General features: G+C 68.2%; 19 protein-coding genes and 1 tRNA gene. 7 read left to right on the top strand and 13 right to left on the bottom strand.

Translation table 11 applies throughout. The annotated features are described in order from the left end of the window. Nucleotides 1–2 precede the first annotated feature (2 nt). Together DWQ67_RS04755 and DWQ67_RS04750 are read right to left on the bottom strand one after the other, a co-directional pair. Nucleotides 3–839, bottom strand: a complete 837-nt coding sequence (locus DWQ67_RS04755) for an undecaprenyl-diphosphate phosphatase (protein WP_121484438.1) — start codon at nucleotides 837–839, stop codon at nucleotides 3–5. A 59-nt stretch (nucleotides 840–898) separates the two neighbouring features. Further along, nucleotides 899–1,213 carry a hypothetical protein gene (locus DWQ67_RS04750; protein ID WP_121484437.1) on the bottom strand — a complete coding sequence of 105 codons (315 nt, stop codon included), beginning with the start codon at nucleotides 1,211–1,213 and terminating at the stop codon, nucleotides 899–901. A gap of 79 nt (nucleotides 1,214–1,292) precedes the next feature. Between DWQ67_RS04750 and DWQ67_RS04745 the strand changes: the two genes are divergently transcribed. After that, nucleotides 1,293–1,538: a DUF5703 family protein gene (locus DWQ67_RS04745; protein WP_121484585.1), complete on the top strand. Its 246-nt coding sequence runs from the start codon at nucleotides 1,293–1,295 to the stop codon at nucleotides 1,536–1,538. Here the strand turns inward: DWQ67_RS04745 and DWQ67_RS04740 are convergent. From DWQ67_RS04740 to DWQ67_RS04730, 3 genes are read right to left on the bottom strand one after another with little or no spacing between them, the layout of a single operon-like run. Beyond that, nucleotides 1,535–2,284 carry a class I SAM-dependent methyltransferase gene (locus DWQ67_RS04740; protein WP_121484436.1) on the bottom strand — a complete coding sequence of 250 codons (750 nt, stop codon included), beginning with the start codon at nucleotides 2,282–2,284 and terminating at the stop codon, nucleotides 1,535–1,537. The two genes, DWQ67_RS04745 and DWQ67_RS04740, sit on opposite strands and share 4 nt — an antisense overlap. A gap of 2 nt (nucleotides 2,285–2,286) precedes the next feature. Then, nucleotides 2,287–3,441, bottom strand: coding sequence for an acyl-CoA dehydrogenase family protein (locus DWQ67_RS04735; RefSeq protein ID WP_325049610.1), 1,155 nt, complete (start codon nucleotides 3,439–3,441; stop codon nucleotides 2,287–2,289). Nucleotides 3,442–3,455: 14 nt separating this feature from the next. Continuing rightward, on the bottom strand, nucleotides 3,456–4,775 hold the full coding sequence (locus DWQ67_RS04730) for a M20/M25/M40 family metallo-hydrolase (protein WP_121484435.1): 1,320 nt from the start codon (nucleotides 4,773–4,775) through the stop codon (nucleotides 3,456–3,458). Nucleotides 4,776–4,998: 223 nt separating this feature from the next. Between DWQ67_RS04730 and DWQ67_RS04725 the strand changes: the two genes are divergently transcribed. Continuing rightward, nucleotides 4,999–5,082, top strand: a tRNA-Leu gene (locus tag DWQ67_RS04725). A gap of 225 nt (nucleotides 5,083–5,307) precedes the next feature. Then, a complete protein-coding gene (locus DWQ67_RS04720; RefSeq protein ID WP_158595370.1) occupies nucleotides 5,308–6,516 on the top strand; it encodes a glycosyltransferase in 1,209 nt (402 codons plus the stop codon). Here the strand turns inward: DWQ67_RS04720 and DWQ67_RS04715 are convergent. From DWQ67_RS04715 to DWQ67_RS04705, 3 genes are read right to left on the bottom strand one after another with little or no spacing between them, the layout of a single operon-like run. Further along, nucleotides 6,513–7,451 carry a MaoC/PaaZ C-terminal domain-containing protein gene (locus DWQ67_RS04715; RefSeq protein ID WP_121484433.1) on the bottom strand — a complete coding sequence of 313 codons (939 nt, stop codon included), beginning with the start codon at nucleotides 7,449–7,451 and terminating at the stop codon, nucleotides 6,513–6,515. The two genes, DWQ67_RS04720 and DWQ67_RS04715, sit on opposite strands and share 4 nt — an antisense overlap. A gap of 2 nt (nucleotides 7,452–7,453) precedes the next feature. Continuing rightward, complete coding sequence (locus DWQ67_RS04710; protein ID WP_121484432.1) at nucleotides 7,454–8,791, bottom strand: 3-oxoacyl-ACP reductase; 1,338 nt, start codon at nucleotides 8,789–8,791, stop codon at nucleotides 7,454–7,456. A 2-nt stretch (nucleotides 8,792–8,793) separates the two neighbouring features. After that, nucleotides 8,794–10,092 (bottom strand): acetyl-CoA C-acetyltransferase, encoded by a 1,299-nt coding sequence (locus tag DWQ67_RS04705; RefSeq protein ID WP_233555909.1) that lies wholly within the window; start codon nucleotides 10,090–10,092, stop codon nucleotides 8,794–8,796. Nucleotides 10,093–10,206: 114 nt separating this feature from the next. On the opposite strand from DWQ67_RS04705, the gene DWQ67_RS04700 reads away from it, so the two are divergent. The 3 genes from DWQ67_RS04700 to pepN all read left to right on the top strand — a co-directional run bounded on the left by DWQ67_RS04700 (nucleotide 10,207) and on the right by pepN (nucleotide 15,904). Further along, nucleotides 10,207–10,929: a TetR/AcrR family transcriptional regulator gene (locus DWQ67_RS04700; protein ID WP_158595369.1), complete on the top strand. Its 723-nt coding sequence runs from the start codon at nucleotides 10,207–10,209 to the stop codon at nucleotides 10,927–10,929. Nucleotides 10,930–10,940: 11 nt separating this feature from the next. After that, a complete protein-coding gene (locus DWQ67_RS04695; protein ID WP_121484429.1) occupies nucleotides 10,941–13,025 on the top strand; it encodes an acyl-CoA dehydrogenase family protein in 2,085 nt (694 codons plus the stop codon). A gap of 227 nt (nucleotides 13,026–13,252) precedes the next feature. Beyond that, nucleotides 13,253–15,904 carry an aminopeptidase N gene (pepN, locus tag DWQ67_RS04690; RefSeq protein ID WP_121484428.1) on the top strand — a complete coding sequence of 884 codons (2,652 nt, stop codon included), beginning with the start codon at nucleotides 13,253–13,255 and terminating at the stop codon, nucleotides 15,902–15,904. 126 nt (nucleotides 15,905–16,030) lie between these two features. Here the strand turns inward: pepN and DWQ67_RS04685 are convergent, their stop codons facing one another. The 3 genes from DWQ67_RS04685 to DWQ67_RS04675 form a co-directional block, all read right to left on the bottom strand. Further along, nucleotides 16,031–17,224 carry a benzoate/H(+) symporter BenE family transporter gene (locus DWQ67_RS04685; protein WP_121484583.1) on the bottom strand — a complete coding sequence of 398 codons (1,194 nt, stop codon included), beginning with the start codon at nucleotides 17,222–17,224 and terminating at the stop codon, nucleotides 16,031–16,033. Continuing rightward, a complete protein-coding gene (locus tag DWQ67_RS04680; RefSeq protein ID WP_121484427.1) occupies nucleotides 17,221–18,303 on the bottom strand; it encodes a lipoyl protein ligase domain-containing protein in 1,083 nt (360 codons plus the stop codon). The genes DWQ67_RS04685 and DWQ67_RS04680 overlap by 4 nt, the downstream gene beginning before the upstream one ends. A 139-nt stretch (nucleotides 18,304–18,442) precedes the next feature. Then, complete coding sequence (locus tag DWQ67_RS04675) at nucleotides 18,443–18,697, bottom strand: type B 50S ribosomal protein L31 (protein ID WP_121484426.1); 255 nt, start codon at nucleotides 18,695–18,697, stop codon at nucleotides 18,443–18,445. Nucleotides 18,698–18,906: 209 nt separating this feature from the next. Between DWQ67_RS04675 and DWQ67_RS04670 the strand changes: the two genes are divergently transcribed. After that, on the top strand, nucleotides 18,907–19,347 hold the full coding sequence (locus tag DWQ67_RS04670; protein ID WP_121484425.1) for a VOC family protein: 441 nt from the start codon (nucleotides 18,907–18,909) through the stop codon (nucleotides 19,345–19,347). 21 nt (nucleotides 19,348–19,368) lie between these two features. On the opposite strand, the gene DWQ67_RS04665 is transcribed toward DWQ67_RS04670, so the two are convergent. Both DWQ67_RS04665 and DWQ67_RS04660 read right to left on the bottom strand, forming a co-directional pair. Continuing rightward, entirely contained in the window at nucleotides 19,369–20,178 is an 810-nt protein-coding gene (locus DWQ67_RS04665) for a TrmH family RNA methyltransferase (protein WP_121484424.1), read from the bottom strand. Further along, a complete protein-coding gene (locus tag DWQ67_RS04660) occupies nucleotides 20,175–20,966 on the bottom strand; it encodes a sulfite exporter TauE/SafE family protein (protein WP_121484423.1) in 792 nt (263 codons plus the stop codon). Before DWQ67_RS04660 ends, DWQ67_RS04665 begins: the two co-directional genes overlap by 4 nt. Nucleotides 20,967–20,973 lie beyond the last annotated feature (7 nt).

The following is a 20,973-nucleotide window of genomic DNA, read 5'->3' as shown; positions in this document are numbered from 1 at the left end:
GCTCAGGCGACGGCCGGGATCAGGTCAAGGCCAAGCAGCACAAAGAGCAGGAAGCCAAGGGCGATCCGGTACCAAACAAAGGCGCGGAAGGAGTGCGTGGAGATGTACTTCATCAGCCAGCCAATGACGATCAGGCCCACCACGAAGGCGATGCCGGTGGCCAAGGCCGTCTGGCCCAGGTCGTAGGGACCGGTGAAGCCGTCGCGGACGGACTTGAAGAGCTTGTAGCCGCCGGAGAGCAACACGGCGGGGATCGCGAGGAGGAAGGAGTAGCGCGCGGCGGCTTCCCTGGTGAAGCCCATGAACAGGCCACCGGTGATGGTGCCGCCGGAGCGGGAGACGCCCGGGATCAGCGCCAAGGCCTGGAAGAGGCCATAAAGCACGCCCTGCGGGGCATTCATGTCCTTGAGTTCAAGGCGCTGCTTGCCGTAAGAATCCGCGACGGCGAGCAAGATGCCAAAGACGATGAGCATGGTCGCGACAATCCAGAGACTGCGGAAGGTGCTATCGATCTTGTCTTCAAAGATCAGGCCAAGCACGCCGATCGGGATGGAGCCAAGGATGATGAACCAACCCAGCTTGGCATCGGGGTCATTGCGAGGAATCTTGCCCACTATGGACAGGTACCAGTGCTTAATGATCCGCACGATGTCTCGCCAGAAGAAGACGATGACCGCAAGCTCGGTGCCCAACTGCGTGATCGCGGTAAACGCGGCGCCGGGATCACCTCCCCCGGGGAGGAAGCCGCCCACGATGCGCAAATGCGCGCTCGAAGAGATGGGCAGGAATTCTGTCAGACCTTGGATCAGGCCCAGGATGGCCGCATACAACCAGTTCACTCGGTGAAGACTACTTCACCGGGCGCGCGGCCGTGAGCCGCCGCGCCCGGTGAGTACGCTCACGCCTGGTTGGCTGAGCCCTCCCCATCCGCGTCATCCTCGGCGTCTTCTAGCTCGTTGTTGTCCTCGGTGTCTTCCTCGTCACCGTCTTCATCCTCATCCTCGTCGTCCTCTGCGGCAAAGAGGTCAAGCGGCGTCGATTCGGAGTAGGAGTCCCACAGGGAGTCCTCATAGGCCTCGAAGGTCTCGGCGATGCGATCGTAGGCCTCATCAACCGCCGGATCCTCGTCGCTGCGTCGGTTGGCTACTGCGTTCAGGTGCTCGGCAAGGGCGGAGGTCAGGGCGTCAAGGGCTGCGCGGGGATCGTTGCTCATAGCAGTGACGCTACAGCCGCTGGCCCGGAAATGGCAGGGCTTGCCCTTGGCCCCGATTCAGGTGTGCAATGAGCCCACCATGCAGCAGAAGATCATGACCCCGCCCGCGGGGCACCGCGACGGCGATACGGGCTTTGAATACCTCATCGTGACCGTCAACCCCGGAGAGCCAGTTTCTGAGGCGCGCCGGGCCCTGGCGGAGCATTCCGAGTACGGGCGCTGGGAGTTGGCGCGCACCTGCATCTATCAGGGCGGCCTGCGCCGCTACTGGATGCGCCGCAGGGTCATGCGGGTCTCCAGCTCGCTGCGCGCAACCCGGCCCTAGCGAGCCCTCGCCACAAACACCATGAGCGTGGCCGGCTTCTCCCGCGGCGCATCCAGCGCAGTGCCCGCCCAGTCGCCGTAGACCGCCTCCACCTCAAAGCCAGCCACTCGCAGATCCGCCTCGATCTTTGCGCGTGAGCGAAAGTGCAGTGTCTGCTCCGTGATGACGGTGTCGCCCTGCCGCCCGAAGCGGTTGTGCTCCCGAAGCCGCACCGTGCTCCCGTCCCCCAGGCCCTCGTCCACCCGCTCCACCTCGGTCCACTCAGCGAGTGGACCCCTGGGGGTCTCTCGGGTGGACCGCTCCCCCGAGCCCCAGCCTTCCCACGCCCGCGCCTGCGGGTTGCGGCTCTCAAAGGACAGCATCCCGCCGTCCGCCATGCGGGCACGGAGGTCGCGCAGCGTTCGCTCCCAGTGGGCCTCGGGGATGTGTTGGGCCACGTTGCCGGTCATGACTGCAAGGTCGAAGGGCACGCGGGGGGCAGCCTGGCTATCGCCGTCGATCCACTCCACGCCGTCGGCGCCTGGACGCCGACGCGCAAAGGCCAACATGGCCGGGGACGGATCCACGCCCACCACTCGGCGGCCTCCCGCGGCCAGGGTGACCGTGAGAATCCCGGTACCGCAGCCCACGTCCAGGATGGCCTTGACTTGGCTCAGAGCAGCCAGCGATCGGTAAAAGTCGTGATCTGGCCCGTCCGGATTGTCCAGGTCGTAGAGGGCGACAATGCGCTCGTCGTAGTCGGCCATCCCTAGTCCTCCAGCGGGCCCAGCAGCCAATCGGCCACCGTCCTGTGCGCAGACTCGTCATTGGAGGGGTGAAAGAGGCTTGCCAGCACATCGCGGTAGAGCCGCTCCAGCTCAGTGCCCCGGGAGTAGCTGGCGCCGCCGGAGACCTTGATGGCCTCCAGAACCGCATCCCTGGCCACATCCCCGGCCTGCGTGCGGAAGGTGACCAGGCGCGGGAACCAGGAGGCGCTGTGATCCGCTCCCCCATCCAGGTCAAGGCCAAGCATCCGGGCCTGAGCGTCCAGGGCCAGCTGGGCCATGGCGGCCTGGGCCACCCGGTGGCGCAGCAGCTCGTCTTGGTTCAGGCTCTGACGGGTGGCGCGGTCCCGTCGCAGGGTCAGATGGCCCGCCGCCAGTTGCACGGCCCGGTCCGCGATGCCCACGTAGACGGCACCCGTCAGGCTGAGGAAGGAGGCAAAGATTCCAAAGATCAGCGCGTCAGGGTTGGGCCCCACCGGCAGGATGCTGTGCACATGCGCCGGATCCAGCCACGCGGCGTCGAGCTGGGTGGAGTGCGAGGCGGAGCCGCGCATGCCCAGCGCGTCCCAATTCGGAACGGATTCCGCGCCGCCGCCGCGCGGGACAAAGCCGTGAACCAACCGCGGCTCATCCCCCGAGGTGTCCTTGCCAAACACGCCAAGCCGCGTCCACGCCGTGGAGTTGGAGGTGAAGATCTTGAGTCCGGTGAGGTTCCAGCCGCCACCCTCCACCGGTGTCGCGGTGGTGAAGGAGTCAAAGAGGACGGCGTCGTTGCCCGGCTCTGACACGCCGAAGGCCAACACCTCTCCCTCGCTGACCCAGCGGCGCATGAAGCCGAGGCGATCGTCGCCGCGGGCCAGCAGCAGCCGGTCCACGCCCGTCCACACCAGGTGCATGTTGATCGCTAGGGCGGTGGCGGGCGAGTGGGCGGAGAGCAGGCGCTGGGCCTGGATGGCCTCGGCGAAACCCCAATCCTGACCTCCCAACTCCTCCGGGAGCATGGCCTTGAGATAGCCGGCCTCCATCAGCTCATCCAGGTCCTCCTGGGCAAAACTGTTGTCGCGGTCGTGCTCCGCGGCACGCTCTCGCAGGTGGCGCAGCAGGGCAGGGCTGAGGAGTTCTTCCACGCGCAGGCTCATGATCGCGTCCCCGCTCAGTACTCGGCCAGCAGGCGGGAGAGCACACGCCGACCGAACGTCAGGGCGTCCACCGGGACCCGCTCGTCCACGCCGTGGAAGAGCCCAGTGAAGTCAAGATCCGCGGGCAGGCGCAGCGGCGCAAAGCCGTAGCCCACAATGCCCAGGCGGCTCAGCGCCTTGTTATCCGTACCGCCAGCCAGCATGTACGGCAACACCTCACACCCCGGATCCTCCTCCTTCAGCAGCGACGTCATGGCCGCAACCAGGGCGGTGTCCGCCGGGGACTCCATGGCCTCAAACTCCACGTCCACCTCGACGTCCACGTCCTGCCCGGCCAGCTCACGCACCGTGTCAAGCGTGGAGTGATGCTCGCCGGGCAGGGTGCGGATGTCCAGGCGCGCCTGCGCCGTGGAGGGAATCACGTTGTCCTTGTAGCCGGCCTTCAGCACCGTCGGATTGATGGAAGTGCTCAGCGTGGAACCAATCCACTTCGCGGCGGATCCCAACGCGTCCAACTGGGGCTGCGGATCCTGGGGGTCAAAGGCCGTCCCGCTCATGCCCGCCACGCCCTGGAGCAATTCGGTGGTGGATTCCCGGTAGCTGATGCCCCACGGGTGCTCGGTGATGCGGGTGATGGCCTGGGCCAGGCGCGCCACCGGATTCTCCGGATTGATCTGCGAGCCGTGCCCGGCCTTGCCATGCGCGGTCAGGCCGGTCCACGCCATGCCTTTTTCCGCGGTCTGCACCAGGTAGGCCCGGGTCCCGTCCACCTCAGTGGAGAAGCCTCCCACCTCGCTGATGGCCTCGCCGGCGCCGGCAAACAGCTCCGGGTGCTCGGAGACCAGCCACTGGGCGCCGTAGCGGCCACCGGCCTCCTCATCGGCAAAGAAGGCCACGATCAGGTCCCTTCGCGGACGCTCCCCCCGGCGGACCAGGTCCCGGATGGCGGTCAAGATCATGGCGTCCATGTCCTTCATGTCCACGGCGCCGCGGCCCCAAATCATGCCCTCGCGCAGCTCGCCGGCAAAGGGATCCACGCTCCAGTCCTCTGCCAAAGCGGGCACCACGTCAAGGTGACCGTGCACCACGAGCGCCGGGAGCCCGCGGTCCTGGCCCGGAATGCGCACCACCACGTTGGCCCGGCCCGGCGCGGACTCGAACAGCTCCGGCTCCAGACCCACCTCCTGCAGCAGCCCCATCACGTAGTCGGCCGCCGGCCGTTCATTCGCCGAGTCCGCGGCTCCGCCGAAGTTACTGGTGTCGAAACGAATCAGTTCGCGGCAAATCCGCACCACTTCTGCGTCCAGGTCGAGGGAATCGGTGTTTCCAGTCACATGAGCCTCCGCTAGTGTCCTTCCGGGCGGGCCAGACTCGCCGCCCCGGGCTGCCCTGTCCGCGCGCCAGAGCCCGCGGCGGGCCGTTCTGCCTCCACCCTAGTTCGCTCCCCGGGCCGTGGTGAGGTGTTCACCGGACGGTCCTCCCGATTTGGGGTGCCCCCGGGCCCCGTGTTAAGATTTTCTCGTTGCCCCGCTGGCTTTTGGAAGCGGATCACCACCTGCGCGGGTGGCGGAATAGGTAGACGCGCTAGCTTGAGGTGCTAGTCCTCGAAAGGGGGTGGGGGTTCAAGTCCCCCTTCGCGCACAAGATGGGAAAGGCCCCCGGGATCAAACCCGGGGGCCTTTCGCGTTCCCTTACGTGAGGTCTGGTTGTGGCCCGGAGTCCAGGCTCCCGTGGTCAGCTTTTCCCCTGGTTATCTTTTCCCCTGGCCATCTTTTCCCCAGGTCATCTTTCGACACAGCGCGCATGCGCCAAGAATTGTCATGCGCCATCAGTTGCACGGCGCTCACACGCCGGAAGGGAGGGCACGTGCCGAGAACGCAGAGCGTCACCGTGCTCTCCCTCCACACCTCCCCCCTTTCCCAGCCCGGACAGGGCGATGCCGGTGGGCTGAACGTCTTTGTCCTGAATTCCTCCCGCGCTCTGGCAAGAGCTGGATACGACGTTCACATCTTCACGCGCTGGCCGGAGGATCGCAGCCACTCCCCCGAGCCCGGCCTCACGGTGCACGGCGTCCCCGCCGGCGGAGCCACACCGCTGAGCAAGGAGGAGTTGCGCGCCGTGGTCCCCGACTTTGCCCGCCGGGTCCAGCTGCATCCCGACTTCAACGCCGCCGCTCCCATCCACTCCCACTACTGGCTCTCCGGGGAGGCCGCACGGCTGCTGCGCCGCGCCTCTGGCGCACCGTGGATTCACACCATGCACACCACCGCGGCGCGCAAGGCGCACCACGCAGGGGCCTCTGAGGCGGACATGGGCCGCCTCGCGGCGGAGACCCGCATCGGCGCCGAGGCGGACGCGTTGACGGCCAATACCGCCGCGGACCGCCGGGAATTGGTGACGGACCTTGGCGTGGCCCCGGGCAAGGTGCACGTGGTCAGCCCCGGCATCGATACAGAGATCTTTACGCCGCTTGGCCCTGCGGCGCGCTGGCCGGTCGCCGCGCCTGGCTTGCGACTGCTCTTTGCCGGCCGCATTCAGCCCTACAAGGGTCCGCAGATAGCGCTCGGCGCGGTGGCGGCACTGCAACGGCGCGGCCTGGAGGCGAGCCTGGTCCTGATCGGGGAACGCTCCGGCATGGACGCGAGGGATCCGGAGGAGCTGGCGCGCCAGGCCGGGATCGGCGACCGGGTGACGGCCCTGCCAGCGGTGCCACAGGCGGAGTTGGCGTCCTGGTACCGGGCGGCGGATCTGGTGCTGATGCCCTCTCGGCACGAAACCTACGGGTTGGTCGCCGCGGAGGCGTTGGCCAGCGGCACGCCGGTGGTGGCCCACGATGTGGGCGGCCTGAGCACGCTCATCCGCGACGACGTGGACGGGATGCTGGTGACCAGCCTTGACCCCGAACGCTGGGCGGACGCCCTTGAACCCCTGGTGCGGCAGGGACATGCCCCACAGCAATGGGAGCGCGAGGCCGCAAAGACAGGGTCCGCACGGGGCTGGGATGCCACCGCACGGACCCTGGTCGCGCTGTATTCAGAGCTGTCAGCGGCGCACTCGGCACCGCCAGCCCTCTAGTCGGTCCCCGCTCCCACCGTCGCGGCCAGTGCCAGCGGCACCACCGAGCCGGCAAAGTGCGGGCGCACCTTCCGTGCGTCCCACCCAACAAAGCCCACGCTGCCCGGCTCCTCGTCGGAGGTGCCGGGCCCCACGGAGCTCTGCGTTGCAGAGGTCAGCGCGAACTCCACGCTGCCAGGTAGCTGCACCGGAACGGCGAACTCAATCTCCCAGGCGTAACCCACACCGTGCGGCGCCGCGGACTTGAGCGCGCGGGCGGCCAGGTACATGCCGTGGGCGATGGGCCGCTTCAGACCCAGCAGCTTGGCGCTGACCAGGGACAGGTGGATGGGGTTAAAGTCCCCCAGCACCTCCGCAAAGCGGCGTCCGGTCGTGGCGTCAAGGCGCCAGCGTCCCGTGGTCGCTGGCGGGACAAAGTCCGGGTGCGGCTCTGCCTCCGGACGGGAAGAACCCTCCAGTGACACGCCCTTGGCCAGGTAGACGCTGCGCCCCTCCCAGACCAGCTCCTCACCCACCAGGACCTGAGAGATCAGGTCCACCTGGGTGCCGGCCCGGTGCACACGAAGGTCGCGTGCGTGGGCGCGCAGCGTCAGGGTCTCAGACGGCCTCACCGGGCGCAGGTGGCGCACATGATTGCTCAGGTGCACCATGCCAAGCAGCGGCAGGGGAAAGTCCTTGCGGGCCAGGAGCCACAGCGCCACGGGAAAGACGGTGCCGTGCAGGAACACGCTCGGCACCTCCTCGCGGACCGCGTCCCCCAGCAGGCGCTGGTACTGGATCAGCGATTCCTCGCTGATGCGAACCTCCCGCGCCTCGGCACTGACGTCCGGGAGCGAGCCCGGCGCCACGCGTCGCACGCGACGCGTGGCCCCAAGCGCGGCCTGGGCGTAGAGGGCTCCAAGCGCTGGCACCTTGTCCAGGACCACCGTCTGCATGCCTAGGCCCCGATCAGGCTCTGGCCGCACACGCGCAGCGTGCGTCCGTTGATGCCAGCGGCCGAGTCTGAGGCCAGGAAGGAGATGGCCTCTGCCACGTCCCGCGGCAGGCCACCCTGCTGCAGGCTGGGCAGAATCAGGCGGCCGGCGGCGCGCGTGGCGAAGGGGATCTTGGCCGTCATCTCGGTCTCGATAAAACCAGGGGCGACGGCGTTGATGCCCGCCACGCCGCTGCTCAGCTGCGGCGCGCTGGCGCGCACCATGCCGATCACGCCGGCCTTGGAGGCACCGTAATTGCTCTGGCCACGATTACCGGCGATCCCGGAGGTGGAGGCCAGGGAGACGATGCGCAGCTGATCAAGGCCCGCGGCCTTGAAGGCCCGGTTCATGGCCAGCTGCGACTCGATGTTGACGGCAATGACGGAATCCCACTTGGCCGCGTCCATGTTCGCGAGCAGCTTGTCCCGGGTGATGCCGGCGTTGTGGACCACGATGTCCAGGGCGCCGTGGCGCTCCTTGGCGTGGGCCGCAATCAGTTCGCCGGCCTCGGGGCGGGTCACATCCAGCTGCAACGCGGTGCCCTCCACCTCGTTGGCGACCTTGGCCAGGGCGTCCCCGGCCTGCGGTACATCCACCACGACCAGCGTGGCGCCGTCGCGGCGCAGCACCCTGGCGATGGCCGCACCGATGCCGCGCGCGGCACCGGTCACTACGGCGACCTTGCCGACCAGCGGGCGGTCCGCGTCCTGGGGAAGCACCCCGCGCTGGGAGTCAACGCGCAGGAACTGCCCGTCGACGTAGGCGCTGCGGCCGGAGAGCAGGAAGCGCAGCGCGGCCTGGGCGCTGGGTGCGCTCAGGTCAAGCGAGCCCTCCAGCTCGATGCCGTTGGCGGTGGCTCCGCCTCGCAGCTCGTGGGCCACGGAGCGCAGCATGCCGGTCACACCCAGGCGGGCGGCGGCGAGCTCGGGGGCGTCCCCGTCCTGCTCCGGCCGTGCGATCGTGATGACGCGTCCGCCGGGCGCCAGGCGCTTCAGCGCCGGCGAAAGCGTCAAGGCGTGCGGGGACAAATCTGCCGGCGTCGTCACGTCGTCGAGCACCACCACAATGGCACCCAACTTGGCGTGGCCGGCGTCGTGCGTGCGCACCTCGAGGCCCCAGCCCAGGAGCAGCTCACCGGTGGTGCGAGCCAGCTCGGAGGAGCCGATCACCATGGCAGCGCCAGGGATCAGGGCGGCGCCCTGTTCGTAGCGGCGCAGACGCACCGGCGCGGGCAAACCCAGTCGCTTGGCCAGCGAGCGGCCAAAGGGAGTGTTGGCGAAGTCCAAGTACTGATCCGCCATGATCAGCGCGCCTCGAGGATCGCGACGATGCCCTGGCCGCCGGCGGCGCAGACGGAGATGAGGCCGCGGCCAGATCCCTTCTCATGCAGCATCTTGGCCAGCGTGGCGACGATGCGCCCGCCGGTGGCGGCGAAGGGGTGACCGGCCGCAAGCGAGGAGCCGTTGACGTTGAGCTTGCTGCGATCGATGGAGCCAAGCGGGGCGTCAAGGCCCAGCTTGTCCTTGCAGAACTCCGGGTCCTCCCAGGCCTTGAGCGTGGAGAGCACGGTGCCGGCGAAGGCCTCGTGGATCTCGTAGAAATCAAAGTCCTGCAGGGTCAGACCCTGGCGTGCCAGCATGCGGGGCACGGCGTAGGCGGGGGCCATGAGCAGGCCCTCCTCGCCGGAGACAAAGTCGACGGCGGCCAGCTCGTAGTCAACGAAGTTGGCGAGCATCGGCAGGTCATGCTCCGCGGCGAACTCCTCGGAGCCGAGCAGCACGGCGGAGGCGCCGTCCGTCAGCGGCGTGGAGTTGCCTGCGGTCATGCTGGCCTGGTCCCCCAGGCTCTTGCCGAAGGCCGGCTTGAGCTTGGAGAGCTTGGCCACCGTGGAGTCCGCGCGCATGTTGTTGTCCTTGGCCAGCCCGCGGTACGGGGTGATCAGGTCATCAAAGAAGTGGCGGTCATAGGCGGCGGCCAGGTTCTGGTGGCTTGCGGCCGCCAGCTCGTCCTGAGCCTCGCGGGTGATCTCCCAGCGCTGGGTCGTCAGCGCCTGGTGCTCACCCATGGAGAGGCCGGTGCGCGGCTCATCGGTGCCGGGCGCGGACGGCGCCAAGTCACGCGGGCGCAGCTTGGCGAAGGCGGCGAGGCGGTCCTTCAGGGACCGGGCGCGGCCGGCCGCCAGGAGTACGTTGCGCAGGTCATCCGAGACGGCGATCGGGGCGTCGGAGACGGTGTCCACGCCGCCACCGATGCCGGACTCGATCTGGCCGGACTTGATCTTGTCTGCGAGGGAGCCGATGGTCTCCAGGCCGGTGGCGCACGCCATCTGCACGTCATAGGCGGGGGTCTGGGGGCTCAGGGCAGAGCCGAGCACCACCTCGCGGGTCAGGTTGAAATCGCGGGAGTGCTTCAGCACCGCGCCGGAGGCGACGGCCCCGATGCGCTGGCCCTGCAGGCCAAAGCGCGCCACCAGCCCGTCAAGGGCTGCGGTCATCATGTCCTGGTTGGATGCGCCGACGTAGGCGCCGTTGGCGCGAGCGAAGGGAATGCGGTTGCCGCCAATAACGACGGCGGGACGGTTCTGGGAAAGATTCTGGCCCATGGCTATCTCGTGGCTCCTCATGATGGTCTGGCTGCGACCTGTTTGGCTGGTGGTCGCGGGAATGTCACCACCCCCTACTGACCGATACCCAGCGTACCTGATACGCTCGGTATCGTGAACCTCACCACACCCTCCTCCGACGCTGCTGGCGAACAGCCAGACGACGCTGCCGACGGCCGCGACGTGCGCTGGGCGGATCACCGCCAGCAACGCCGCGCGGAGCTGATCCGCGCGGCCCGCAAGTCCATCCACCGCTGCGGCCCCGCCGTTCCCATGGACCAGATCGCCGCGGAGGCGGGCACCAGCAAGTCAGTCCTGTACCGCTACTTTGGCGGCAAGGAGGGCCTGCGAACCGCGATCGGCAACGACGTGGTGCTCGGTGTGCGCCGCGCCGTGGTCTCCGCGGGCCACAAGGCCTCCGGGCCTGTGGACACGCTCCAGGCCATGATCCGCGCTTACCTGGCCCAAGCCGCCGCCTCCCCACATACCTACGCCTTTGTGCTCGGCCCCGCCGAGGGCAACGCGCAGGAGCAGGTGCGGGCGCTGACGGATGAGCTCGTGATCCTCATGACCGAGCACCTGCAGGCTTTGCTTGCCGCCACCAACCGCGTGCCTGCACCGGAATTGCTCTCCCTCTGGCCCACGGCGGCCCTTGGCTTGATCCGCGCGGCGGGCGATCGCTGGGTCGCGGATCCCACTTCCAGCCCCAGCGCGGACGCGCTGGCCGGAACCCTCACCGAGTGGCTGCTCTCTGGCATCGCCGCTCCCCTGATCACCGGGTCCGCCACGGACTCCGGATCCACCCCCACCACCAAGCAGCTCTCCAGCATCGCGTGAAAGGACAGGCCATGACCTCCACAACTCCCACCTCCGCCTCCGCCTCCAAGACCACCGAGGATCCGCGACTGGATGTTGCCGCCGTTGGCGAGCAGCTGATGGGCCGCTGGGCGGACGCCCGCCGCGTGTCCCGCGAGCTGGCCACCAACCCCCAGCTGCACAAGGTGGAGGGCATGCCCGTCCCCGAGCACCGCGAGCGCACCTTCCAGAACATGTTTGAGCTGGTCAAGACCGGCGCCGTGCACCGCGCCTTCCCGTCCCGCCTTGGCGGTTCAGATGACAACGGCGGCAACATTGCCGCGTTCGAGGAACTGGTCACCGCGGACCCGTCCCTGCAGATCAAGGCCGGCGTGCAGTGGGGCCTCTTTGGCTCCGCGGTGTTGCACCTTGGCACCAAGGAGCACCAGGACACGCTCCTCCCAGGCATCATGGACCTCTCCGTCCCGGGCGCCTTTGCCATGACGGAGACGGGCCACGGCTCCGACGTCGCAAGCATCGGCACCACCGCCACGTATGACCCTTCCACGCAGGAATTCGTGATCAACACGCCCTTCCGCGCCGCGTGGAAGGACTACCTGGGCAACGCCGCCCTGCACGCCACCGCCGCAACGGTCTTTGCGCAGCTCATCACCAACGGTGTGAACCACGGCGTGCACTGCTTCTACGTGCCGATTCGCGACGAGAACCGCGCCTTCCTGCCGGGCATTGGCGGAGAGGACGACGGCGTCAAGGGTGGCCTCAACGGCATCGACAACGGCCGCCTGCACTTTGACCACGTGCGCATCCCCCGCACCAGCCTGCTCAACCGCTACGGCAACGTCGATGAGGACGGCACCTACACCTCCTCCATCGAGTCCCCGGGGCGCCGCTTCTTCACCATGCTTGGCACCCTGGTTCAGGGCCGCGTCTCCCTGGATGGCGCCGCAGTGGCAGCCTCCAAGGTGGCCCTGCAGATCGCCGTGACGTACGCCAACCAGCGTCGCCAGTTCAACGCAGCGAGCGACATCGAAGAAGAGGTGATCATGGATTACCAGCGCCACCAGCGCCGCCTGATCCCTCGCATCGCCCGCACCTACGCCGGCGCCTTCAGCCACGAGGAACTCCTGGTGGCCTTCGACGGCGTGTTCTCCGGAGAGAAGGACACGGAGGAGGGGCGCCAGGATCTGGAGACCCTGGCCGCGGCCCTGAAACCGACCACCACCTGGGACGCCATGAGCACCCTCCAGGAGGCCCGCGAGGCCTGCGGCGGCGCCGGCTACCTGGCAGAGAACCGCTTCACCGGCCTGCACTCCGACCTGGATGTCTACACGACCTTCGAGGGCGATAACAACATTCTGTTGCAGCTAGTCGGCAAGCGCCTCCTGACGGACTTCTCCGCCCAGTTCAAGGGCGCCAAACCCGCAGACCTGGCCCGCTACGCCCTGCGCACCGGCGCCGAGCAGATCCTGGCCCGCACCGGCCTGCGCGCCCTGGGTCAGGACGCCGCTGATACCGGCTCAGAGAAGCGCACCGCCAACTACCTGAAGGACCCCGAGGTCCAGCGCGCCCTGCTCACCGAGCGGGTGGAGGTCGCGATCGGCGAGATAGGCCGTGCATTGGCCTCTGTGGCCAAGGCCAGCCCCGCCGAGCAGGCCGCCGCGTTCAACTCCCACCAGGAGGAGCTGATTCAGGCCGCCCACATGCACGCACGCCTGCTGCAGTGGGAAGCCTTCACCCGCGGGCTGGAGTCCGTCAAGGACGCCGACTCCCTCAAGGTCCTCACCTGGGTCCGCGATCTCTTCGCGCTGACCACCATTGAGGATGAGCTGGATTGGTTCCTCATGAACGGCCGCCTCTCCGTGCAGCGCGCACGCACCCTCAAGGAATACGTCAACCGCCTGATCACCCGCCTGCGCCCGCACGCACAGGATCTGGTGGACGCCTTTGGTTACACGCAGGCCCACCTGCGCGCACCCATCTCCTCCGGCGCCGAGCAGATCCGCCAGGACGAGGCCGCGGAGTACTACCGCCACCTGCGCGCGGATCCCGAGTCCCCCGTGGATGAGCGCGTGCTGGTCAAGCGCCGCCGCGCGGAGGCCAAGGCCGCCCGCCGCTAGGCACACCGCCCCTCGGCACACCACCTGCTGAGCGCCGGCTCCACGCGGGCCCGCACCCAGTGACCGCCGGCCCGGACGCGCACCCAGCGCGCCCGGGCCGGCGTGTTTGTGCAGGGCACGAGGCCTGCCGCTTGGCGCGCTGGGCCCCAACCAAGCGTCGTCGGGCCGTTGTCAGATGCTCACCCAAGAACCGACCACGAGATGTGAAGCAATGATTAAATAGCTGGATGAGTTCCGCATTGCGCCCCCCGAACGAGAACCTTCGCCGCGACGAGGCAGCCGCCCGCTCGGCCGCCGTCCGCACCCACGCCTACACACTTCAGCTCGATTTCAGCGAGGCCGCTGACCCGGCCCAGCTCAGCTACCCCCTCGTGACGCAGATCAGCTTGGACGCCATCCCCGGTACGTCCACCTTCCTGGATTACCTGGGTCATTCCGTGCAGTCAGTGCAGATCAACGGCGTGGAGCAGGACCTGGACGCTGTAGTGAACGGGGCACGCCTTCACCTGCGCGGCCTGGCACAGACCAACACCGTGCGGATCGCCTCGCGCTCGCTCTACTCACGCTCCGGCGAGGGCGTGCACCGCTTTGTTGACCCGGCGGACGGCCTGACCTACCTGTACTCCCAGAACGAGCCGGCGGACTGCCGCCGCATCTTCCCCTGCTTTGATCAGCCGGACCTGAAGGCCCGCTTCAGCACCAGCATCACGGCCCCCACCGCCTGGCACGTGGGCTCCAATGGAGCCCTGCTGGACGTCGAGGAGGCAACCGGCGCCAACAGCACCCGCCGCTTTGCCCAGACCGAGCCCATGTCCACGTACATCGCCACCTTCCTGGCCGGACCGTACGCGCTGTGGAGTGATCACTACGCCGGCAGCACCGCCTCCGGCGAGGACGTGCAGATCCCGTTGGGCCTCATGACCCGCGCGTCGCTGGCCCCGAGCATGGACGCGGAGGAGGTCTTCGCGATCACCAAGCGCGGCCTGGACTGGTTCCACACCCACTTTGACTTCGCCTACCCGTGGGGCAAGTACGACCAGGCCTTTGTGCCGGAGTACAACCTGGGCGCCATGGAGAACCCCGGCCTGGTGACCTTCACCGAGCACTACGTCTTCACCTCCCCCGCCACGCAGGCCCAGCACGAGCAGCGCGCCAACACGATCCTGCACGAGATGTGCCACATGTGGTTTGGCGACCTGGTCACCATGCAGTGGTGGGATGACCTGTGGCTCAAGGAGTCCTTCGCGGACTACGTTGGCACGCTGGCCGTGGATCAGGCCACCGACTTCACCACGGCGTGGACCACCTTTGCCTCCCGGCGCAAGGCCTGGGCGTATCGCCAGGATCAGTTCCCCACCACGCACCCCATCGTGGCGGACATTGTTGACCTGGAGGCCGCCGATCAGAACTTTGACGGCATCACCTACGCCAAGGGTGCCTCCGTCCTGAAACAACTCTCCGCCTTTGTGGGCCAGGACGCGTTCCTGGCCGCAGCCCGCTCCTACTTCCGCAAGCATGCCTGGGGCAACACCACCCTGGATGACTTCCTCGAGGAGCTCTCCGCCGCGTCAGGTCGGGACATGGCCGGCTGGGCGCAGGCCTGGCTCACCACGGCCGGCGTCAACCGGCTCTCCTTGGAGACCAGCGTGGGCCAGGACGGCACCATCACCGCCGCCCGCCTGCTGCAGGACGGCGCTGACCCGCGCAGCGGCGAGACCGTGCTGCGCCCGCACGTGGTGCGAGTGGGCGCCTACACGCCGCAACAAGACCTTGAGCCCGCCACGCTCGCCTCCTCCTTTGAGGTGCGCTTGGAGGGTGCGGCCGTGGACGTGCCGGAGTTGGTGGGCCGCCCCGCCACCGAGGCCCTGCTGCCCAACGATGAGGACCTCAGCTACGCCAAGTTGGGCCTGGACCCGGTCACGCTAGACACGGTGCTCTCCGCGGGGCTGGACGGCGAGCTGGCCCGCGCCATCTCGCTGGCCGCCGCCTGGAACCTGACCAGGGACGGCCTGCTCTCCCCCGAGCGTTTTGTGGACGGCGCCGTGGCGCATTCGGGACTGATCCAGGACTCCGGGGTGTTGGCGCAGGTCTTTTCCCAGGCCAACACCGGCCTCTTTGAGTACTCCACCGAATCCGCACGCCAGGAGTTGGTGAGCCGCTGGGTCACCTTCCTGGTGACCGAGGTGCTGGAGTCCCCGGAGCCAAGCGACGCCCGCACCGTGAAGCTGCGCTGCCTCTTGGGCGCGCTGAGTCACCAGAAGACCCCGGTTCCCGAGGTCCTTGACCTGGTGGCCTCCTGGGTCAAGGACCCGGACTTTGGCCTGGGTGAGGATCTGACGTGGGCGGCGCTGACCGCGCTGGCCGCGCACTCCCGTGTGGACGCGGAGCAGTTGCAGGCCTCCCGCGATGCCGCGCCCACCGCCGTGAGCCAGACCGGCCTCAGCCGCGCCCTGGCCGCCCGCCCGGATGCGGACGTGAAGCTGGCCGCCCGCGAGGCAGCCTTCCGCGGCACCGATGCCGACGGAGTCGCGCTCAGCAACGATCAGCTCCAGGCCACCCTTGACGGCTACGGCGTGGATCCCTCCGGCGTGAGCGGGGATCACGACGCCGAGTACTGGGAGCGCATCGAGGAGCTGTGGGCCAGGCAGAGCCAGGGGCAGGCCACGCGCGTGGTCACCGGCCTCTTCCCTGGGGATGCCAACCTTGACCTGGGTGATGAGAGCACGCATCCCAAGGTGCTGGCGGCTCAGGCCTGGCTGCGGGACCACGCTCAGGCGCCGCAGGCCCTGCGCCGCCTGGTCCTGGAGGGCTTGGATGACCTGGAGCGCCGGCTGTTTGCGCAGGGCTACGCCGCGCGTGCCGCGGCCGGGCGGGGCTGAGCGCAGGCAACAACAGCAGGGCCCGACGGCGGCGGGGCGGCTTGGCTGCCCCGCCGCCGTCGTCGTCCGGTACCGCCGTCGCCCGCTACCGCCGTGGCCCGGTACCGTCGCCGCCGCCGTCGCCCGCTACCGCCGTGCCAGGGCCCAGCGCAGCACAAGACCCACGACCAGGGCCCAGAAGGCCGCGCTGATCCCGGCGAAGGCCACCCCGGAGGCCGCGACCAGGAACGTCGCCACCACGGCGACGCGCTCCTGCGAGTCCTCCCACGCGCCCTGGACGGCTGATCCCAGGGTGGCGATGAGCGCCACCCCTGCAACCGCCGCCAACACACCGTTCGGCGCGAGGACCGCGACCGCGACCACCGCCGCCGAGCCCAGTCCCAGCAGCACGTAGAAGCCTCCCGCCCAGGCGGCCGAGCGCCAGCGGCGCTCCTGTGGCACGCCGCTCTCTTCCCCCGCTGCCAGAGCGGCGGAAATCGCGGCGAGGTTGATCGCGTGCCCACCCAAGGGGGCCGCGAGCGCAGAGCCCAAGCCTGTGACCAGCAAGGAAGAACGCCACGGGGCGGTGAAGCCAAAGCTGCGCAGCACCGCCACGCCGGGAATGTTCTGCGAGGCCATCGTGACCACGTACAGCGGCAGGGCCACCCCGATCAGCGAGGTGACGGAAAGGGTGGGCCAGGTCCACGCGAAGGCGGGCAGCAGCACCCCTGCCTCCACACCGCGGCCGCTGGCGATCAGGTGCACCGCGATCACGGCCACCGCCGCCACGAAGGCCAGCGGCACCGCCCAGCGCGGGGCAAAGCGCAGCCCAAGCAGCCACACCAGGATCACCGGCAGCACCGCCCACGGGTCACTCGCCACGCCAAGAACTGGCTGAAGACAGAGCGGAAACAGCACACCGGCCAGCATGGCCTGCGCAATTCCCGTGGGGATGCTTTGGGCCAGGCGGCCAAGCCACGGCCAGAGCCCGGTGGCGATCAGGAGCAGGGCACAGACCAGGAGGGCGCCCACTGCGTCAGAGAACTGCCCGACGGCGGCGCCGGCGCCTACCAGCACGGCCGCGCCAGGGGTGGACCAGGCCACCGTGATGGGGAGCCGGTGAGCTAGCGCCAGCGCCAGCGTCGTCAGGCCTACTAACAGGGTCAGCGCCATGAGGCCGGAGGCCGCCTGGGCGCCGCTGGCGTGAACGGCCCCGAGGCCCGTCAGCACCACGGCGAAGGAAGAGGTGAAGCCCACCAGCGCCGTCACGGCACCGGCGGAGACCTCCTGAAGGCCGGTTGAATCCTGGCCCGGGTGGGGGCGTGCATCCGGTCGTGTCACGGGACGCGCGCCGTCCACTCCTCCGTCTCAAACTTGGTGCGCGCTAGGTCCCGCGCCTCCTGAACCGTGCGCGTGTCCAGCTGGGCGGCGGTGGCCCCGTAGCGCTCGGCAAAGACCTCTTGCAGGGTCTGCAGAATCTCCTCGCGGCTGCGACCGGTCTGGCGCTTGAGGGGGTCAACGCGCTTCTTGGCGCTCGTGATGCCCTTATCTGAGAGCTTCTCGCGGCCGATGCGCAGCACCTGCGTCATCTTGTCCGCGTCGATGTCATAGCTCATGGTCACGTGGTGGAGCATGCCGCCGCCCGCCAGGCGCTTCTGGGCCGCGCCACCGATCTTGCCGGCGTCCGTCGCAATGTCATTGAGCGGGACGTAGTGGGCGTTCACGCCCACGCGCTGCAGCGAGTCCATGATCCACGCGTCAAGGAAGGGGTAGGAGTCCGCGAAGGACATTCCGTCCACCAGGGATTGTGGGAGGTAGAGCGAATACGTGATGCAGTTGCCCGCCTCCATGAACATGGCCCCGCCGCCGGAGATGCGGCGCACCACCTGCACGCCAAAGCGCTCCGCGCCCTCCGCATCCACCTCGTTGCGCAGGGACTGGAAGGAGCCGATCACCACGGCAGGCTCGTTCCACTCCCAGATGCGCATGGTGGGCGGGCGCAGACCGGCACCCACCTGCCGGGTCAGGACCTCATCCAGGGCCACATTGACGGCGATGGGATACGGCGTGGGGCCAAGGATCTGCCACTCGTGATCTCCCCAGGTGGTGGCCAGCCCAAGGGCGCGGCGCACCGCCGTGGCGACCGAGCGGGCGTCGAACCCAAAGAGCACAGCGTCCGGGCGGATCGCATCCTGCACCGTGCGTGAAAACTCCTCGTGGGAGGCGTGCGCGGGCACGCCCACCAGGGCCGCATTGATGTCATCCAGGGCCTCATCCGGCTCCAGGAAGAAGTCACCGTTGATCCGCGCCGCGCTGATGGCGCCGTCACTGACCTGAAGGTCGGCAACCACCAGCTTTCCGCCGGGGACCTTGTACTCGCCGTGGTGCTGACCGGGGGTGTCTTGTTGGCTCTGAATCACTCCCCCAGGTTATCGCTCCAGGCCAGCGCCCGCGGAAATTTGTGTCCCCGGCGCCAGGGGAATCCGCAGGGGCGGCGCACGCAAAAGCCCCGCGTCCAGAAACTGGAAGCGGGGCTTTTGACCGGTGGAGCTGGGAGGCTTACTTGCCGCCGAAGCCCTTGAAGCGCTGGTTGAAGCGCTCCACGCGACCGGCGGAGTCCATGATGCGCTGCTTGCCCGTGTAGAACGGGTGGGACGCGGCAGAGATTTCGACGTCGATGACGGGGTAGGTATTGCCATCCGTCCACTCGATCGTCTTCTGGCTCTTAGCCGTGGTCTGGGTCAGGTAGGTCTCACCGGAGGCCAGGTCGCGGAACACGACGGGGCCATAGTTCGGGTGGATTCCAGGCTTCATGAGTTTCACCTTGTGGTCGTGGCCCCTGGATTTTGCCAGGGGCGAATGTGTCTGGTGGCCGCCCGGATGCACGCAACAAAGCGCGCGAGAGCGACACTCCAGTCTACACGCTGAGGCGGCCAGTCAGAATCACCGACCGGCGCGGCGGCAAGCGTACGATCACAACACGCCCGGGCACACAGCTTCGCGGCCCAACGACGGGAACGCTCATGGCAACACGGCTGGACAACACGGGCATTGCGGTACGCGACTTGGAGGCCGCCGTGGCCTTCTTCACGGACCTGGGACTGAGCGTGCTTGGCCGCGATGAGGTCAGCGGCGACTGGACGGACACGGCGGTGGGGCTGGACGGAAACCACGCCAAGATCGCCCTCTTGGAGGCGCCGGACGGCGGCGGGCGGATTGAGCTCTTTGAGTACATCCACCCGGAGGCCATCGAGACCGAGCCCACGCAGCCCAACGAGATTGGCATGCACCGCGTGGCCCTGGCCGTTGATGACATCGGAGACGCCCTGCAGATCGCTGCCACTCACGGCTGCGTCCCGCTGCGCGGCGTGGCCAACTACCAGGACGTCTACAAGCTGACGTACCTGCGCGGGCCAAGCGGCATCCTGGTGATGCTGGCCCAAGACCTCACGAAGAAGCGCTAGGGGCAGAGCACCGCTGCCTTGCTACCGGGTTGAGTACAGCGCCACCGCAGCGGACGCCGCCACGTTGAGCGAATCCACCCCGCCCATCATGGGGATGGTGACGCGCCGGTCCACCAGCGCCTCCGTCTCGTGGCGCAAGCCGTGACCCTCGTTGCCAAAGACCAGGGCCAGTCGCTGGTGATCCTGTGCCACCAGCTCATCCAAGGAGATGGCGCCCTCCCCCAGCGTCATCCCGGCCACGACGTATCCCGCCGCTTGCAGCTCGGAGATCCCCGCTGGCCACGGCTCAACGCGGGTCCACGGCACCTGAAACACGGTGCCCATGGAGACACGAATGGAACGCCGATAGAGCGGATCCGAGCACTGGGGCGAGACCAGCACGGCGTCCGCCCCAAAGGCGGCGGCCGAGCGGAACGCGGCACCCACATTGGTGTGCTCGGCCAGATCCTCCAAGACCACCACGCGGGAGCGCTGCCCGACGCCGCGGTCAAGCTTGTGCAGCAGGCTCGCCACCGGGAGCGGCTGGGGACGTTCAAAGCTGGCAAGGGCCCCGCGGTGCAGATGGAAACCGGTCAGCTCCTGGAGCGCCGCTGAGTCCCCCACAAAAACCGGGGCCTGCGGGTGGGAGGCAGCCAGCTCGGCGATCAGTTCGTGATGCTTGCCCTCCAGGAGGAAGGACACCGGCACGCACCCGGCCTCCAGTGCCCGGCGCACCACCACGGTGGACTCGGCGATGAAACGCGAGCGCGTACCGCGCAGCGCTGCGTCCGTCAGCGCCGCGTAGTCAGCCAGGCGCGGGTCCTGCGTGGAGCCAATCTCAACGATGCTCATGCCGCGAACAGCTCCCAGACCAGATGCACAAACGCCACGAGGCCGAGCACCACGATGCAGGCTCGCAACACGTTGGGAGAGAGCTTGCGACCGATCCGCGCGCCGAGCCAGCCACCAAAGAGGGAACCAGCGCCGATCAGCAGCGCCGCCGTCCAATCGATGCGTTCAAAGGCAAAGATGAGGTAGGCGATGGCCGCCACCAGGTTCACGGCGAGGCTGAGCACCACCTTGATGGCGTTGGCCTGTTGCATGGACCCCTGCAGCATGATGCCAAACAGGCCCATCAGGATCACGCCCTGCGCGGCGGTGAAGTAGCCGCCGTAGATGCCGGTACCAAACACCAGGATCACCAACAGCGTGGAAAGCGGTTGCAGATCCGGGGTGCTCAGCGTCTGGGCACCGGAGCGCGCCTTGGCCCTGGCGGAGATCCTGGGTTGGACGATCACGAGAAGGACGGCGACCAGGATGAGGATGGGGGCCACGATCCCAAAGACCGATTCCGGCAGGTGCAGCAAGAGGTAGGCACCAATGAGGGCACCCACCACGGAGGCTGGCAGCAGCCGCCACACGGTCCGCTTGACTGTCGCCAGCTCCGCCCGGTACCCCCAGGCCCCGGAGACTCCACCGGCCACGAGCCCTATCGCGTTGGAGACCACTGCGTTGACCGGGCTCAGTCCCACGGCCACCAAGACCGGGAACGTCACGAGCGTGCCGGAACCCACGATGGAGTTGATGGTGCCTGCCCACACTCCGGCGAACAAGACGATGAGGGCCTGCCACAGTTCCATGCCGGTG

It is taken from the genome of Galactobacter caseinivorans (assembly GCF_003640665.1).
GTDB lineage: Bacteria > Actinomycetota > Actinomycetes > Actinomycetales > Micrococcaceae > Galactobacter > Galactobacter caseinivorans.
Note: the sequence above shows the minus strand (reverse complement) of the source record. Positions and strands in the feature narration are given on the sequence as shown.

Coding starts and splice junctions, on each gene's coding strand:
- DWQ67_RS04750 (WP_121484437.1), bottom strand. CDS start 1,213: ATGAGCAACGATCCCCGCGCAGCCCTTGACGCCCTGACCTCCGCCCTT.
- DWQ67_RS04745 (WP_121484585.1), top strand. CDS start 1,293: ATGCAGCAGAAGATCATGACCCCGCCCGCGGGGCACCGCGACGGCGAT.
- DWQ67_RS04740 (WP_121484436.1), bottom strand. CDS start 2,284: ATGGCCGACTACGACGAGCGCATTGTCGCCCTCTACGACCTGGACAAT.
- DWQ67_RS04735 (WP_325049610.1), bottom strand. CDS start 3,441: ATGAGCCTGCGCGTGGAAGAACTCCTCAGCCCTGCCCTGCTGCGCCAC.
- DWQ67_RS04715 (WP_121484433.1), bottom strand. CDS start 7,451: ATGCAGACGGTGGTCCTGGACAAGGTGCCAGCGCTTGGAGCCCTCTAC.
- DWQ67_RS04710 (WP_121484432.1), bottom strand. CDS start 8,791: ATGGCGGATCAGTACTTGGACTTCGCCAACACTCCCTTTGGCCGCTCG.
- DWQ67_RS04705 (WP_233555909.1), bottom strand. CDS start 10,092: ATGGGCCAGAATCTTTCCCAGAACCGTCCCGCCGTCGTTATTGGCGGC.
- DWQ67_RS04695 (WP_121484429.1), top strand. CDS start 10,941: ATGACCTCCACAACTCCCACCTCCGCCTCCGCCTCCAAGACCACCGAG.
- pepN (WP_121484428.1), top strand. CDS start 13,253: ATGAGTTCCGCATTGCGCCCCCCGAACGAGAACCTTCGCCGCGACGAG.
- DWQ67_RS04675 (WP_121484426.1), bottom strand. CDS start 18,697: ATGAAGCCTGGAATCCACCCGAACTATGGCCCCGTCGTGTTCCGCGAC.
- DWQ67_RS04670 (WP_121484425.1), top strand. CDS start 18,907: ATGGCAACACGGCTGGACAACACGGGCATTGCGGTACGCGACTTGGAG.
- DWQ67_RS04665 (WP_121484424.1), bottom strand. CDS start 20,178: ATGAGCATCGTTGAGATTGGCTCCACGCAGGACCCGCGCCTGGCTGAC.
- DWQ67_RS04660 (WP_121484423.1), bottom strand. CDS start 20,966: ATGGAACTGTGGCAGGCCCTCATCGTCTTGTTCGCCGGAGTGTGGGCA.